This is a genomic window from Chryseobacterium sp. R2ACT005 (assembly GCF_049949215.1).
GTDB lineage: Bacteria > Bacteroidota > Bacteroidia > Flavobacteriales > Weeksellaceae > Chryseobacterium.
The window spans coordinates 3,784,009-3,798,203 of sequence record NZ_CP188192.1 but is presented as its reverse complement, the minus strand read 5'-3'; the positions used below and the strand labels follow the sequence as shown (position 1 = coordinate 3,798,203).

11 protein-coding genes are annotated in these 14,195 nt (G+C 35.6%); 8 read left to right on the top strand and 3 right to left on the bottom strand.

The window, feature by feature from the left end; genetic code table 11:
- Nucleotides 1–171: 171 nt before the first annotated feature.
- Entirely contained in the window at nucleotides 172–1,689 is a 1,518-nt protein-coding gene (locus ACPF63_RS17325; RefSeq protein WP_426480746.1) for a TROVE domain-containing protein, read from the top strand.
- Between the two features lie 806 nt (nucleotides 1,690–2,495).
- A complete protein-coding gene (locus tag ACPF63_RS17320; RefSeq protein WP_426480745.1) occupies nucleotides 2,496–2,717 on the top strand; it encodes a phosphate ABC transporter substrate-binding protein in 222 nt (73 codons plus the stop codon).
- Nucleotides 2,718–4,150: 1,433 nt separating this feature from the next.
- Here the strand turns inward: ACPF63_RS17320 and ACPF63_RS17315 are convergent.
- Both ACPF63_RS17315 and ACPF63_RS17310 read right to left on the bottom strand, forming a co-directional pair.
- Nucleotides 4,151–4,486 carry a helix-turn-helix domain-containing protein gene (locus tag ACPF63_RS17315; protein WP_180565182.1) on the bottom strand — a complete coding sequence of 112 codons (336 nt, stop codon included), beginning with the start codon at nucleotides 4,484–4,486 and terminating at the stop codon, nucleotides 4,151–4,153.
- Between the two features lie 11 nt (nucleotides 4,487–4,497).
- Nucleotides 4,498–4,926, bottom strand: coding sequence for a helix-turn-helix domain-containing protein (locus ACPF63_RS17310; protein WP_077413933.1), 429 nt, complete (start codon nucleotides 4,924–4,926; stop codon nucleotides 4,498–4,500).
- A gap of 622 nt (nucleotides 4,927–5,548) precedes the next feature.
- Between ACPF63_RS17310 and ACPF63_RS17305 the strand changes: the two genes are divergently transcribed.
- Entirely contained in the window at nucleotides 5,549–7,087 is a 1,539-nt protein-coding gene (locus tag ACPF63_RS17305) for a SulP family inorganic anion transporter (RefSeq protein ID WP_426480744.1), read from the top strand.
- A 160-nt stretch (nucleotides 7,088–7,247) separates the two neighbouring features.
- Here the strand turns inward: ACPF63_RS17305 and fusA are convergent, their stop codons facing one another.
- Nucleotides 7,248–9,314, bottom strand: a complete 2,067-nt coding sequence (gene fusA / locus ACPF63_RS17300; protein ID WP_426480743.1) for an elongation factor G — start codon at nucleotides 9,312–9,314, stop codon at nucleotides 7,248–7,250.
- Nucleotides 9,315–9,942: 628 nt separating this feature from the next.
- Between fusA and ACPF63_RS17295 the strand changes: the two genes are divergently transcribed.
- The 5 genes from ACPF63_RS17295 to ACPF63_RS17275 are packed head-to-tail and all read left to right on the top strand — an operon-like array spanning nucleotide 9,943 to nucleotide 14,133.
- On the top strand, nucleotides 9,943–10,611 hold the full coding sequence (locus ACPF63_RS17295; RefSeq protein WP_426480742.1) for an HAD family hydrolase: 669 nt from the start codon (nucleotides 9,943–9,945) through the stop codon (nucleotides 10,609–10,611).
- Between the two features lie 8 nt (nucleotides 10,612–10,619).
- Nucleotides 10,620–11,444: a phosphoribosyltransferase family protein gene (locus ACPF63_RS17290; RefSeq protein ID WP_426480741.1), complete on the top strand. Its 825-nt coding sequence runs from the start codon at nucleotides 10,620–10,622 to the stop codon at nucleotides 11,442–11,444.
- A complete protein-coding gene (locus tag ACPF63_RS17285) occupies nucleotides 11,434–11,991 on the top strand; it encodes a TerD family protein (protein WP_077413937.1) in 558 nt (185 codons plus the stop codon). Before ACPF63_RS17290 ends, ACPF63_RS17285 begins: the two co-directional genes overlap by 11 nt.
- Before the next feature lie 2 nt (nucleotides 11,992–11,993).
- The gene (locus ACPF63_RS17280; RefSeq protein WP_175627196.1) at nucleotides 11,994–13,169 is read left to right on the top strand and encodes a toxic anion resistance protein; all 1,176 of its coding nucleotides are present in this window, start codon (nucleotides 11,994–11,996) and stop codon (nucleotides 13,167–13,169) included.
- A gap of 16 nt (nucleotides 13,170–13,185) precedes the next feature.
- Complete coding sequence (locus tag ACPF63_RS17275) at nucleotides 13,186–14,133, top strand: hypothetical protein (RefSeq protein ID WP_426480740.1); 948 nt, start codon at nucleotides 13,186–13,188, stop codon at nucleotides 14,131–14,133.
- Nucleotides 14,134–14,195: the final 62 nt, after the last annotated feature.

Here is a 14,195-nt window from a genome sequence, read left to right as displayed (position 1 = left end):
CTGCATGAATTTTTTAAAAATATTCAATGTATTAGATCTAATCCCCAATTAAAGAAAAAAAACAAAGAAAAATTTTCTACGCAAAAAGGTTGCGCAATACTGTTTTTACTTTGCATCAGAAATCAGAGAGGAAGTACCAATCTTTCCAATGTTTAACCAAAAACAGTAACCATGAAATTTAATTTTTTAAAAAAAGAAACTAAAGTAGTATTGAACTACGAAGGTGAAAAAGCATATGTGATGACACCTGCCGAAGAATTGTATAGTGCTGTTGTTACAACAGGACTTTCGGATACCAACTATGAAAAAGGAAATGACAGATTGAAAAGAATCCAGTCTCTGATCAAAAAAAATGATCCCGAATTTGTAGCTAAACTGGCGGTGTATGTAAGAAAAGATATGTATCTCCGTTCCATTCCATTGGTATTGACTACCGAATTGGCAAAGCAGGTTTCCGGTACGGATCTGGTAAGCAGAACAGTAGATAAAGTAGTAAAGAGAGCAGATGAAATCACAGAATTACTGGCATACTATCAACTTGCGAATAAAAGAACAGATACTAAAAAATTGAACAAACTGTCAAAACAGATTCAAAAAGGTCTGGTGATGTCATTCAATAAATTCGATGAATATCAGTTTGCAAAATACAACAGAAAAGCAGAAGTAACCCTGAAAGACGCGCTCTTCCTGGTTCACCCGAAAGCTAAAGATGAAAATCAGCAGTCGGTTTTCAACAAAATTGCTAATAATACGCTGGAAACTCCTTATACATGGGAAGTTGAACTTTCCGTTTTGGGTCAGACGAAATTTGCAAGTGATACAGAAAGAAAGTTGGCTTTCAAAAACAAATGGGAAGAACTGATCTTCAGTAATAAATTAGGTTATATGGCAACCATGAGAAACCTGAGGAATATCCTGGAAGCCGAAGTATCGTCTGATGCAATGAATAAAGTCTGCAGATATCTTTCTGATGAAAAAGCCGTATCCAATTCAAAACAGCTTCCGTTCCGATTTCTGGCAGCTTACAGAGAATTAAAAACAATAGATTCTCCTTATCTGTCTTCAGTATTGGAAGCTTTAGAAGCTGCCCTTGTGGTAAGTGCTAAAAACATCAAAGGTTTTGGTTTTGATACCTCAGTAGTAATTGCAGCCGATGTTTCAGGTTCTATGCAGAAAGCGGTTTCCGGCAAAAGTAAAATATTACTGTATGATATCGGTTTGCTGATGTCTATGATCTTGCAGTCACAGTGTAAAAACGTGGTAACAGGTATCTTTGGTGACCGTTGGGTAAGAGTTCCAATGCCGAAAAACGGTATCTTAAGGAATGTAGATGCATTCTACAAGCGGGAAGGTGAAGCAGGATATTCTACCAATGGATATCTGGTCATCGAAGATCTGATCAAAAGAAAAGAACAGGTAGATAAAGTAATGCTTTTTACCGATACTCAGATGTGGAACAGCACTGGAAACAGAAACTCTTTTGAAGATCTTTGGAACAGATATAAAGCGATCACTCCTCATGCAAAACTGTATATTTTTGACCTGGCAGGTTATGGTCAGCAGCCTCTTGATGTCAGAAAGAATGATGTATACCTTATTGCAGGTTGGTCAGACAAAGTTTTCGATGTACTGAATGCTTTGGAAGACAAGAAATCTGCAGTGAAAATGATTCAAGAAGTAGTGCTGTAACAGGCACTGCTTTTGAATAAAACTGATAACCACGAAAACAATCAATATATTCAGGAGCTTAATCCCGCTTTCCACTATATCTTTTTCGCCAAAGCTTTTTTCAAGCCATTTAGAAAAAGGATGCCGTTGCAATCGGGGCTAGAGATAATCCAAAAAAATCATAATTTCTTAACGAAGATAATTCTTGGAAAAAAAATATTAACGAAGGAGAGAAAATTTCAAAACTAATGATAAGTATAGAAATATGACCTGGGAAATGGAGGCGTTAAAAAAAATAAGCTATACGAACGTTAAAAAAAATCTATTGTTTGAAGCGCGACACAGAAATTGAAACGAAGAAGTAATATTGCATTCGCGCAAGTTTTAGAATTTTTAGAGAGTGTAGATTATTTTTAGCCGGAATTTCCAAGTCTTGAATTTTTGGTTCTTTTGCTTCAAGGCGAAACGAACAAATGTTTAAATGAAAAGAAACTACGTAAAAAGATTGCGTACATGTAATATAATTTTGCAGTGTTAATACTATCGGTGCCGTTAGAAAGACCTCCTTCGATTCCAAAAACAGACAGAGTCTTTCATATGATTGCCCGCTAGCTAACCAATGCCGTCGATAAGAGTTTCATCGTCAACTTCCAATTGAACATCATTTACTCTTATTATTAATTTGCTTGGTTTTTTAATAAAAAAATAAGTGCGTAAAAAGAATGCGCGCTAGCCATATACATTTGCAAAAGATAAAACGAATAATCATGATTCATCATAAACCAAATCTAAAAGGAACACTGTATTGAGGTTAATACTCAATACTTATGAAAAAAATAAAAAAAGTAAGAAAGAAATTCGGATTCAATGAATATGGATTGACTGACTTTCCGAAGAAAATTTCCGGAACACAGATCTCAAGAATCTTGTACGGGAATGAAATGGGTTGTTCATACTGTTTCCCACACGGTTATGAAGTGGTGAATGCAAAGTATACAAAGTTCCAGAGAAACTGGAAGAAATATAGAAAAACTCAATGGAAAAATTAAAATCAGGTGCCGTTTTGGAATCATACTTCGAGTTAAGTCTTCAGATGTAGGTTCAATTCCTGCCATACCTGTTGTAAACGGAATGTAGCTCAAAAGATAGAGCAGAAGAAAAAGAAAAGATTCCGCCGTTTTGCCCTGATTATATAAAAGAGTGCCGTAGAGAATACTTACTTCGGTATAAGTTGGTTCGACTCCAGAATGTAAATGATCTTGTATCAGTCTTTTTGAACCTGGCTTCTTTTATTTAAATCACACTCATAAAAAAATAATAATAAAAAGGGCGAAATTTCCAGCGATGACAGCTATGGAAATGTGACATAGGAAACGGAGGCGTTAAAAAAATAAACTCTGCGAACGTTAAGAAAATTCTATTGTTTGAAGCGCGACACAGTAAAGGAAACGAAGAACTAATGGTAAATTCGCGCAAGTTTAGAATTTTTAGAGAGTAGAGATTATTTTTAGCCGGAGTTTCCAGGTCTTGAACTTTTGGTTCTTTTGCTTCAAGGCAAAACGAACAAAATTTAAATAAAAAATAAGTGCGTAAATAGAATGCGCAGTGACAATATAATTTTGTAAAAGAAAACGAATAACTATGAATAAACATAGAAAGTAAGTGTCGTAAAACAGAGTTACTTCTTTAGGGGCGGTAATACAGGTTCGAATCCTATTCTGCAATCGCAGATAGTAGAAATGGTAACACCCCGTATAAGGCTCTGTTTGATTTGATTACCTAACTAAAATAAAAATCAAGTGTCGTCTTAGAATCATACTTCGAGATTGAATAAACATTGGGTCGCAGGTTCGAATCCTGCCTTTTCCCTCGAAAAGGAGAGGTAGCTCAGCAGGTAGAGCAAATGCACGGAAGATTCTGAAAATATTACCTTGATTTACATAAAAGAGTGCCGTAGAAAAGGCCTACTTCGGTTTAATTTGGTTCGACTCCAGAAGGTCATGAAAGTGATCTTGTACAAGTCTTTTCGAATCTTGCCTCTTTTTATTTTAAAACAAACAAGTGCCGTAGAAAAATGCTACTTCGCTCATCACGACGGGGTCACGGGTTCGAGTCCCGTCTCTTCCACAGAAAAAAACACGATGTACATAGGAAGAGTAGCTCAGTTGGTTAGAGCACGACTGCATTATTCGGTTGTTGCCTTGTTTTCATAAATCAGAAGCCGGAAGTGGGACGTTGAAAGATCTCTTTGTATATAATTTTCTATAAAGTCAGATCGATTTTCAGACTTTATCCTCTTTCTTCTCCCCACTTCCAGCTTCTTTATAGTACGATTATGAAGTGTCGTTAGGAAAAAATTCATCGTAACGCAATTAAGGGAGGAATAGCGAAGCCGGTCACTCCGGCAAGGTTATCCGGTTCGACTCCGGCAAACGAAAGCCCGGTTTTTTCCTTATCATTACCTTTAAAAAATGCCGGTAAATTATTTACCGGCACTTTTCATTGTATCAAGCTCTTCTTCAAACATGAGTTTCCATTTTGAAAGAGTAGTTCTGCTTATCTTATATTTTCTCGACATATAGCTTGTTGAATGACCATGCTTTTTCTGATACTGAAGCAGTTTTAACATAGTCTGCCTGTCATAGGTTTTAAGTTTTTGATTTTCTCTGGACTGCTTGAACAGCTTTTCATTGAACTTCAGAACATCCTCACTGGTGTTGAGTTTTTCAAGAAGTTCTTTGATTTTTGGGTCTTTCAGCTTTTCAGGATATTCCATCCTAAGCATATCCTGATAAATTTTTTTGTAATTGGGGCGCATGTCTTATCTGTTTATCCGTTTACATTATCGCTCTTCTGAAGCCATCTGTGAAGAGTGCTTTTCGGAATAGAATATTCTTTAATGACTTCATTTTGGGTCATTTCACCGGAAAGAATTCTTTTCATAATAAAATCTTTGATTTCCTGAGTGTAAATGTTTTTCCTGAAATAAGGCGTTTTTTCGGACTTCTGCTGGTTTTTGTTGATGGCAGAAGGAGGTGCATATAAAATTAAGTGTGAGCTGTAAAGTCTGAAAAAATCATATTCCAATAATTTGCTCCATCTTAGAAGAAGATCCGTATCCATCGATTTGCTGTCATACATTACCTCGATTGCTCCTTCATCTTTACCTAAAAATTTACATATCCTTTCTATTGTTATTTCATTTTCATCTACCCTTTCCTTAATAAACTTTCCAATATGGATTTCTTTATATAACATTTTATTGAATATTATTCTTTTGTTTAAACTTATGTATCAAAAAAACGAAAATAGGTTTTATATATTATCTTATGTGTTGGGAAATGATTCACTTCAGTTTGAAATTGTTAAGAAATAGAAATTATGATGTAAGAATGTTAAATTGCGTTTAATAAGATGATGAGTCTTAAAAAACGGATCTGTAACTTACCAAATAACTTAAAAACAGGTGGGTAGGAGTCACCTTAATGTACTTGGGATATATTCTTTATTTTCAATGGGTTTTCTCTTCTTCTCCTTCAAACTTCTCTTCCTGCCATTTGTGTAAATAATATATGACCTATTAAGGTTTTTATACAATTCTATGAGTTGAAGCTGTAGATAAATTGATATACAGCTTTTTACGCGTTGAATTCTTTAATTAGTACCAAATAATCGCTTATTCGGTTTCAAATGTAAACAAAAATAAGATGTAAAAAGAGATAGGAATGTAAAAATCATACTTTATATGCTTATTTTAATTAAAATTAACATATTATAAGAACTAATGTGTGAATTGCTTATAAGTGATAAGCTTCACCATATAAAAATGATAAAAAGAAAAATTGTATACCATGGGGACAGTCCATACCTTTGCAAATCAATGAAAAATATTATAAGCTTATTCGACTTTTCGAAGAAAATAAATTATAAAAATGAACTGCTGGCCGGTTTTACGGTAGCGATGACGATGATTCCTGAATCTCTTTCATTTGCTATCCTTGCCGGTTTGTCTCCGCTTACAGGGCTTTACGCCGCTTTTATGATGGGACTGGTAACAGCTGTTTTGGGAGGAAGGCCGGGAATGGTTTCCGGTGGAGCTGGTGCAACCATCGTTGTATTGATTGCTCTCATACAATCTCATGGCATAGAATATCTTTTTGCTACCGTAGCACTGGCCGGAATACTTCAAATGCTGGTAGGTGTCTTTAAATTAGGGAAATTTGTGAGATTGATTCCACAACCGGTTATGTATGGATTCCTGAACGGATTGGCCATTATTATCTTTATGGCGCAGGTGGAACAGTTCAAAACGACAGACAGCAGCGGAGCTGTAAACTGGCTGCAGGGAATGGCTCTGTATATAATGGCTGGTTTAACTGTCTTGACGATCGCCGTAGTCTACTTTTTTCCAAAGATAACGAAAGCAGTTCCTGCCTCTCTTGTAGCTATTATTATTGTCTTTGCTGTAGTTCTTGGATTTGACATTCCAACCAAAACAGTAGCAGATATTGCTCATATCAGTGGAAACCTTCCTGGTTTTCACATTCCGCAGATTCCTTTTTCTCTGGAAACTTTACAAATTATTTTTCCATATGCTTTAATTATGGCCGGAGTAGGTCTTATCGAATCTCTTCTGACATTATCCATGGTGGATGAAATCACAAATACAAAAGGAAGTGCAAATAAAGAATCCGTAGCACAGGGATTAGCCAATATTACCAACGGTTTCTTTGGTGGAATGGGTGGTTGTGCAATGGTAGCGCAGACTTTGGTAAATCTTAATGCAGGTTCAAGAGCGAGATTGTCAGGAATAATAGCATCGCTTCTTATTTTAATAATCATTTTGTGTGGAGCACCTGTCATTGAAAAAATTCCCATGGCTGCTTTGGTAGGAGTTATGATGATGGTGGCGATCAGTACTTTTCAATGGGTATCGATCAGGATTGTTAATAAAATGCCGAAATCAGATATTTTTGTTGGGGTTACTGTAGCTTTAATTACTGTGATTTTACATAACCTGGCTTTAGCTGTTTTAATTGGTGTTATCATCTCAGCATTGGTTTTTGCCTGGGATAATGCCAAAAGAATCAGGGCAAGAAAGCATGTAGATGAAAACGGAGTGAAATACTACGAAATATATGGACCTTTGTTTTTTGGTTCAGTGACAGCATTTACAGATAAGTTTGATCCAATGAATGATCCGGAGCAAGTGATTGTTGATTTTAAAGAAAGCCGTATTGTGGATATGAGTGCGATAGAAGCCTTAGGCAAGCTGTCTAACCGTTATAAAGAACAAAATAAAACATTACACTTAAGGCATCTCAGTGAAGACTGCCGGAAAATATTGAAAAATGCCGAAGCAGTAGTTGAAGTTAATATCCAGGAAGATCCAACTTATAAGGTGATGCCGGAAAAATAAGACAGGAGTCAATAGTGAATTTTGCTTCGCAAGTTAATAGTGGATTTTTGTAGAGCAGAAAAATTGACAAGTGCAGCGGGTTGACGATTGGCTTTTCACAACAAAATTGCCCCATAAACCAAACAAGGACTGTAAGAAAAAATCTACAGTCCTTGCTTGTTTAGGTGATTAATGTATTCGCGATAAAATCAGGCACTAAAGCATAGTGCGACAATCTCATGCTGATAGAAGCTCTTCCGCTCGTCAATGTTCTCAGATCAGAAATATATCCGAAAGTTGAAGCTAACGGAACTTCTGCTGCAAAAATCTTTCTTCCTGATTTTTCATCAATAGAAGTGATAATTCCTCTTCTTCTGTTGATATCTGCAGTAACAGCACCCGTGTATTCCTCAATACTTTGAATCTCCACCTGCATGATAGGCTCCATCAGTTTGGGATTACATCCTTTTGCTGCCGCTTTGAATCCTTCTCTTGCGGCAATTTCAAAATCAAATGCAGCAGAATCCTGAGCGTGGAAAGAACCATCCAGAAGAGTGACCTTCATGTTTTCCAGAGGATATCCCTTTAAAGGTCCGTTTTCCATAGCTTCTCTGAATCCTTTTTCAACAGAAGGAATAAATTCAGTGGGAATAACTCCTCCTTTGATCATATTGATAAATTCCAATCCATGTTCATAATCATTTCCTGGTCCAATTTCAAAGCTGATATCAGCAAACTGACCACTTCCTCCGTTTTGTTTGGAAAGCTTTTCTCTGTGAACTTTGGTTTCCGTTAAGATCTCACGGTAAGAAACTTTAGGTTTTCCCCTATTAATTTCAATACCATGATTCAGACGGATTTTCTCCAAAGTGACTTCAAGATGAAGTTCACCCAATCCACTCAATAAAGTTTCCCCGGTCTGAGGGTCTCTTTCTACCACCAGGGAAGGATCTTCTTCCTGGATTTTTGCCAGTACCAAACCGAAAGATTTCTCATCACCATTGGTTTTCGGTTCAATAGCTACCCTTATAACAGGAGTCGGAATTGTAATCGCTTCCAATAATATCGGTTTATCCGAAGAAGATAAAGAATCTCCGGTTTTGGCATCCTTTATTCCTGTTAAAGCAACAATATCTCCCGCTTTAGCTTCTTCCAACGATAACGTTTTATCCGACAGCATTTGTAAGATTCTTGAAATCCTGAAGGTTTCACCCGTTCTTACATTCAATAAAGTATCCCCTGATTTTATCGTTCCGGAATATACACGAAGCATAGCCAGCCTTCCCATATGTTTATCAATCAATACTTTGAAAACAAGCCCTGAAAAAGCAGCAGCTTCATTTCTTTCCAATGTTATCATTTCCTGTGTGTGAGGGTCTTTTCCCTGTAGGTCAGCAAGCTGATCAGGAGCCGGAAGATAAGTTACGACAGCGTCAAGTAGAGGCTGGATTCCTTTATTTTTAAAAGCAGAACCACATAAAACAGGAACAGCCGATCCGGATCTGCAGACTCTTTGTATAGCTTCCGAAATCATTTCAACGGTGATGTTTTGTTCATTATCCATAAAGATTTCAAAGAAAGTCTCATCGTATTCTGCAAGCGTTTCCAGTAAGGTTGTTCTGTACTCATCTGCCTCAGCAATAGAATTGTCAGGGATTTCTTTTTCCACAATGGTTTCTCCGTTTTCATCGGCCCAGTATAAAGCTTTCATTTTGACAAGATCTATAACGCCTTCAAAATGTACTTCAGCTCCAATCGGAATCTGAAGAGCCATAGGAACAGCATTCAGTTTGTTTCTTATATCATTGAGAACCGCAAAAAAGTCTGCCCCAACTCTGTCCATTTTATTGATGAAACAAACTTTGGAGATTCCGTGTTTTTCTGCCTGAAACCAAACATTCTCAGTTTGTGGCTGAACACCGGAAGAGGCACAGAAAACGGCGACAACGCTATCCAGAACCCTTAGAGAACGTTCCACTTCCACCGCAAAATCAATGTGTCCCGGAGTGTCAATAAGGTTGATATTGTACACATTATTATCTTTTTTCCATTGGGTAGAAATTGCAGCAGAAGAAATCGTAATCCCTCTGTTTCTTTCCTGAATGTCTTTATCCATGGTGGTATTTCCATCATCTACATTACCGATTTTATGAATGAGTCCTGTGTAATAAAGAATTCGTTCCGATAAAGTTGTTTTTCCCGCATCTACATGTGCTATGACCCCTATATTTCGTGTGTTGTATTTCATTTTGTTTGATTTAAGTTGTTGATTTTTAGATCTGTATTTTGAAAAGGGTCTGAAAAAAATGAGCACAAAATACACTCCGGTCTCATAAAGCCGGTAAAACATTTTTTGTATTTTGTATCAAAGAGAAATTTTCAGAGATCTTAACAAATAACAGAAGTTTTTTTGAATTGTTAAAGTCTGAAAATAGGGCTGCAAAAAAGACCTATCCGAATAGATAGGTCTTCAATATATTTTTGGGTATAAAAGATCTATAGAACTATTCAGATAAATATTCAGTGCTGCCAAAGAACACAGCTCTGACAGGATTGCTTAACGTTATAATATTTATCATTTTTGTTGACATTGTTGATTGTTAATCGGTTGCGAAATTATAATTTTTTTTTGATTTCCAAAGAATTTTTGAAAATATTTTTTTGTGGATTGATATTAAACACTTCGTCAATCATCTTCTGTGAATCTGTCAAAATTGTGAAATTTCATAAAAATATCTTAAAACAGATATCGAACGTAATGCTTTTATGATAAATATTTTATCTTTGGGAAGAATAGTATTATAAACACTTGTTGATGATTAAAAAAATTTAAATCTTTTTCAAGAAGCTAATAAAAACTTTTAACTTAAAACCTATTGAAAACAGATATCGACATCCATAAACACTGTCATTTTTCCTTTGACCTGTGGCTCACTTTAATAAAATCTCATCCTGAATTTAAAACAAAAAGAGTTGAGCTGTTCTCCTCATTTTTCAATGTAGAAAAACCGATGAATGAAGTTGCGAAAACCGTAAAATATTATGATGATCTTTGCAATACCATTAATGAAGTGACAGGAGGGAATATAGACACTTTTGAGATTTATTTGATGATTCTTGGTTCTCTGGATGTAGATGTAAAACTTTTGACTAAAGAAAAGCTTAATGAGTTTTATAGCAAAAGTGAAGAATTGTTTCTGGAATACAGGCCGGTTGTGATTTTTGAAAATATTCACAATTTTTTTGAGAATATCAAAAATCAGGGAAAGACTATTAATATTCTGAGCAACACAGGGTTCATCAAGGGAAAAACCATGAGGAAATTTCTAATCCATGAAAACCTGGATCAGTACATAGATTTTCATATCTATTCTGATGAAATTAACTGTTCCAAACCGAATCCGCTAATTTTCCAGGAAGTGAAAAATAATATCAAGGATCAGGATTTGCCGCTGCATCAGATCCTGCATATCGGAGACAATCCGGTAGCAGATTATCAGGGAGCAAAAGACTTCGGTTTCAGTGCACACTTACTTAAACACTAAAAATAAACATGAATAAAAGATACAGCTTACACCACATTCATTCAGCGGATGAGTTTACTTTCTCACCTGCAGAATACAGCTATTTCAAGTATGGCGATAAGTCGTATGCTGAAAAATTTGCAAAAGAATTATTTGACGGATTTATTTCTGAAAATGAGGAGCTTTTTAATACTGATAAAGAGATTGTAGTGCTGCCAAGCCCATATATGGCGATTCCTACAGCTTCCAACTTTTTATGCTTTTACTTTAAAAAACATCTGGATTTTTATCTGTTTCAGAAAGGAAAGAAGTCGAGTATTTTATCTAAGATCAATCGTAATCACACTTATATTACAGATTATGGGAATCTGAATTTTGAAGATCGGAAAAATCTGATCGCAAATGATACTTATTATATTGATAAGGATTTTTTGAGAGGAAAACTTTGTATTTTTATAGACGATATAAAAATCACGGGAAGCCATGAATATACAGTCAACAGAATTCTGAATGAATATAGTGTAGAAGCAGACTTTATGTTCATGTATTACGCTGAACTGATGAATTTTGACCTTGATCCTAAAATTGAAAACTTTTTCAATTACTATGCCGTTAAAAGTGTAAAACATGTTGCAGAAGTGATGAACAAAGAAAGTTTTCAGTTCAATACAAGGATTGTAAAATATATTTTAGGCCTGGATTCAAGTAATTTTGATTATCTTACGTCTAAAGTAAAAAAAGAACAGATGGATCTGCTTTTGGAGCTGGCTATCAGCAACAATTATCATTTAATAAAAGAATACGAAAATAACATCAATACTTTAACACAAACGGAATTATATTATGGCTATTAACTTACAAAAAGGACAAAGAGAAAATATTAACGCACCTAAATTTACTGTAGGTTTAGGATGGGATATCAATAATACTTCTACAGGAACAGGATTCGACCTTGATGCATCTTTATTTTTGCTGGGGGACGACAAAAAATTAGTTTCAGATAACCACTTTATTTTCTATAACAACCTTGAGTCTCCGGACAAATCTGTAATTCACACAGGAGATAATCTTACAGGAGAAGGGTCAGGTGATGATGAGCAGATCAAAATTGATCTTACGAAAATTGATGATGCGATCAAAGAAATTACAGTAGTGGTAACCATTCACGAAGCAGATTCAAGGAAACAAAATTTTGGACAGGTAAGAAATTCTTTCATCAGAATTTTCAATACCGATACGAATGAAGAGATCTTAAAATATGAATTAGACGAAGATTTCTCAATCGAAACCGCTGTAGAATTCGGAAGAATCTACAACAGAAACGGAGAATGGAAATTTGAGGCTGTAGGTGCAGGACAAAGAGATGGCCTTGACAAATTTGTATCAATTTATCAGAAGTAATCATGGACAATCAGGAAAATCAACCCATAGATCCACTAGGATCAATAGAACCCCTTAAAACCTTTGAACCTACTCCAATGGTTCCGCCAACACCAGCTCAGCCTGTTCAAAATGCAGCACCGGCAGTTCTTGTAGACAGAGAAGGAAATGTAAATCTGACGCAGCTGCAGTCAGAAGAACGTCAGAAATATGAAGTTCTTGCGAACTCTATTGATGAAGCCAACCCTGGTTCCATCGTGAATTTTGGGGCGGAACTTCAGAAAACATTAACCAATCAGAGTGACAGCTTCTTAGGAAACGTAAGAAGATCCAATTCAGGAGAAGTAGGAGGGCTTATCAATGATCTTTTGGTAGAGCTTAATTATGTAGATGTAGAAGAGCTTAACGGAAATAAAGTGAAAAGTTTCCTAAGTAAATTACCATTCATGAAAAAGGTAATAACTCAGGTAGAGAACTTGTTTACAAAATATGATAAGATCATCAATAATATTGAGCAGATCTCTTATAAAGTAAACGCAGGAATCATTACTTCCACAAAAGATAATGCTGTACTTCAGACTATCTTTGAAAGCAATGTGAATTCAATAAAACAGATTGAAGATCTTGTGATTGCAGGAAATCTAAGAATGGAAAGAGCTGCAGTAGAACTTGCTCAGATGGAAACTGCCCCTCAGAATTTTCAGGATTATCAGATTGCAGATAAAAGAGATTTTATCGCACGATTAGACAGAAGAATGGCTGATCTTAAGGTGGTGCGTGTGATCATGATGCAGTCGCTTCCACAGATCAGACTGGTACAGAATAACAACGTTTCTATTGCTGAAAAAGCACAGACTATTCTTACCACTACACTTCCGGTTTGGAAAAATCAGCTTTCACTTGCTGTGGCGATGTACAGACAGCAGCAGAATATTGAGATCCAACAGAAAGTGTCTTCTACTACAGAAGAGATCTTAAGAAAGAATGCGGAACGTCTTGGACAGAATTCTGTGAATGTTGCCAGAGCGAACGAGCAGACTATCGTATCTGTGGAAACATTGAAAGAAACAACATCAATGCTTATCAATACATTGAATGAAGTGAAACAAATCCAGAAACAGGGAGCAGATAACAGAAGAAAACTGGATCAGGATCTTCAGACATTGGAGCATGAGCTTAAAGCTAATGTCAGAGGTTAATTTATAGAGTACTAAGGTGGGGGATGATGCAGCAACCATATTGTCGCAAAGCAAAAGAAGATTAACAAAGCTTAAGCTTCTTGCTAATTTTTTTGAACATATTGATATCATATCAATCTATATCAAAACAGATATTATCCACAATCTGTTTCAGGAAAATACAGCTTTAGATTACAATAAACTGGAACTTTTTCACCTGCAGTATACAGACAGCCTCATAGAGCTTCTGACTAAAATTAAAAAGCAGAAGGAAAATGATATGCTGGCGGTCATTAATGAAATTAACATCAACAGTAAATATATTTCAGGTTTTGAAGAAAGAAGGGTAGACAGCTTTCAGACCGACAGGAAAATGTACAGCGGTGTATTTTCCCAGCATCTGAAAGCTTTGTATAAAGATCTTACGGAAGATAGTTTTACGGCCAATTGGGATAATGTATTATACTTTCATAAAAAATATGCTCAGGAATTTTATAGAGCGGAAGCAGATGAAACACTGCTGAAATCCGATTCATTTCTCGCATATCAGTATAAAGATTACTCCATTGAAAGAAAACTGTTGGGAAGGCTTAATATACAAGGGTTTAAAGTCCGTTTTGTATGTGGTTACCTCATAGGAACCCATGATTATGAACTTTTCAAAATCTTTCAGTCTGATGATTATTTTATTTTCAGTGTAGACGAAAAGAAATTGTATCTTTTTGACAAAGAACTGGACAAGCTGGATATTTCTGAAAATCAATCTAATCAGAGTTCCATTATTGATCAGTTGAGAAGTAAAAATGAACAGTTGGAACATAGTATGAACGAAAGAAAACGTACTTTACCGGCAGAAGTGGAAGGTGTTTTGAAAGACTATATCAAAAACCTGGAAAATATAGATATTATGAGCAAAATATTTGATTTTGACGAAGAAACAAATATTCTGCGGGCAATGCTTAATTTGAATTTAAATAATAACTAAGACGAAATTTGAAAAGCAAAGAAGATTCGCTTTTTTGCAAAATGTAAATAACAACTAAACAT

What these genes read in the sequence shown, in the direction of transcription:
- ACPF63_RS17325 (WP_426480746.1), top strand. Translation starts at nt 172, where the DNA reads ATGAAATTTAATTTTTTAAAAAAAGAAACTAAAGTAGTATTGAACTAC.
- ACPF63_RS17320 (WP_426480745.1), top strand. Translation starts at nt 2,496, where the DNA reads ATGAAAAAAATAAAAAAAGTAAGAAAGAAATTCGGATTCAATGAATAT.
- ACPF63_RS17315 (WP_180565182.1), bottom strand. Translation starts at nt 4,486, where the DNA reads ATGCGCCCCAATTACAAAAAAATTTATCAGGATATGCTTAGGATGGAA.
- ACPF63_RS17310 (WP_077413933.1), bottom strand. Translation starts at nt 4,926, where the DNA reads ATGTTATATAAAGAAATCCATATTGGAAAGTTTATTAAGGAAAGGGTA.
- ACPF63_RS17305 (WP_426480744.1), top strand. Translation starts at nt 5,549, where the DNA reads ATGAAAAATATTATAAGCTTATTCGACTTTTCGAAGAAAATAAATTAT.
- fusA (WP_426480743.1), bottom strand. Translation starts at nt 9,314, where the DNA reads ATGAAATACAACACACGAAATATAGGGGTCATAGCACATGTAGATGCG.
- ACPF63_RS17290 (WP_426480741.1), top strand. Translation starts at nt 10,620, where the DNA reads ATGAATAAAAGATACAGCTTACACCACATTCATTCAGCGGATGAGTTT.
- ACPF63_RS17285 (WP_077413937.1), top strand. Translation starts at nt 11,434, where the DNA reads ATGGCTATTAACTTACAAAAAGGACAAAGAGAAAATATTAACGCACCT.
- ACPF63_RS17280 (WP_175627196.1), top strand. Translation starts at nt 11,994, where the DNA reads ATGGACAATCAGGAAAATCAACCCATAGATCCACTAGGATCAATAGAA.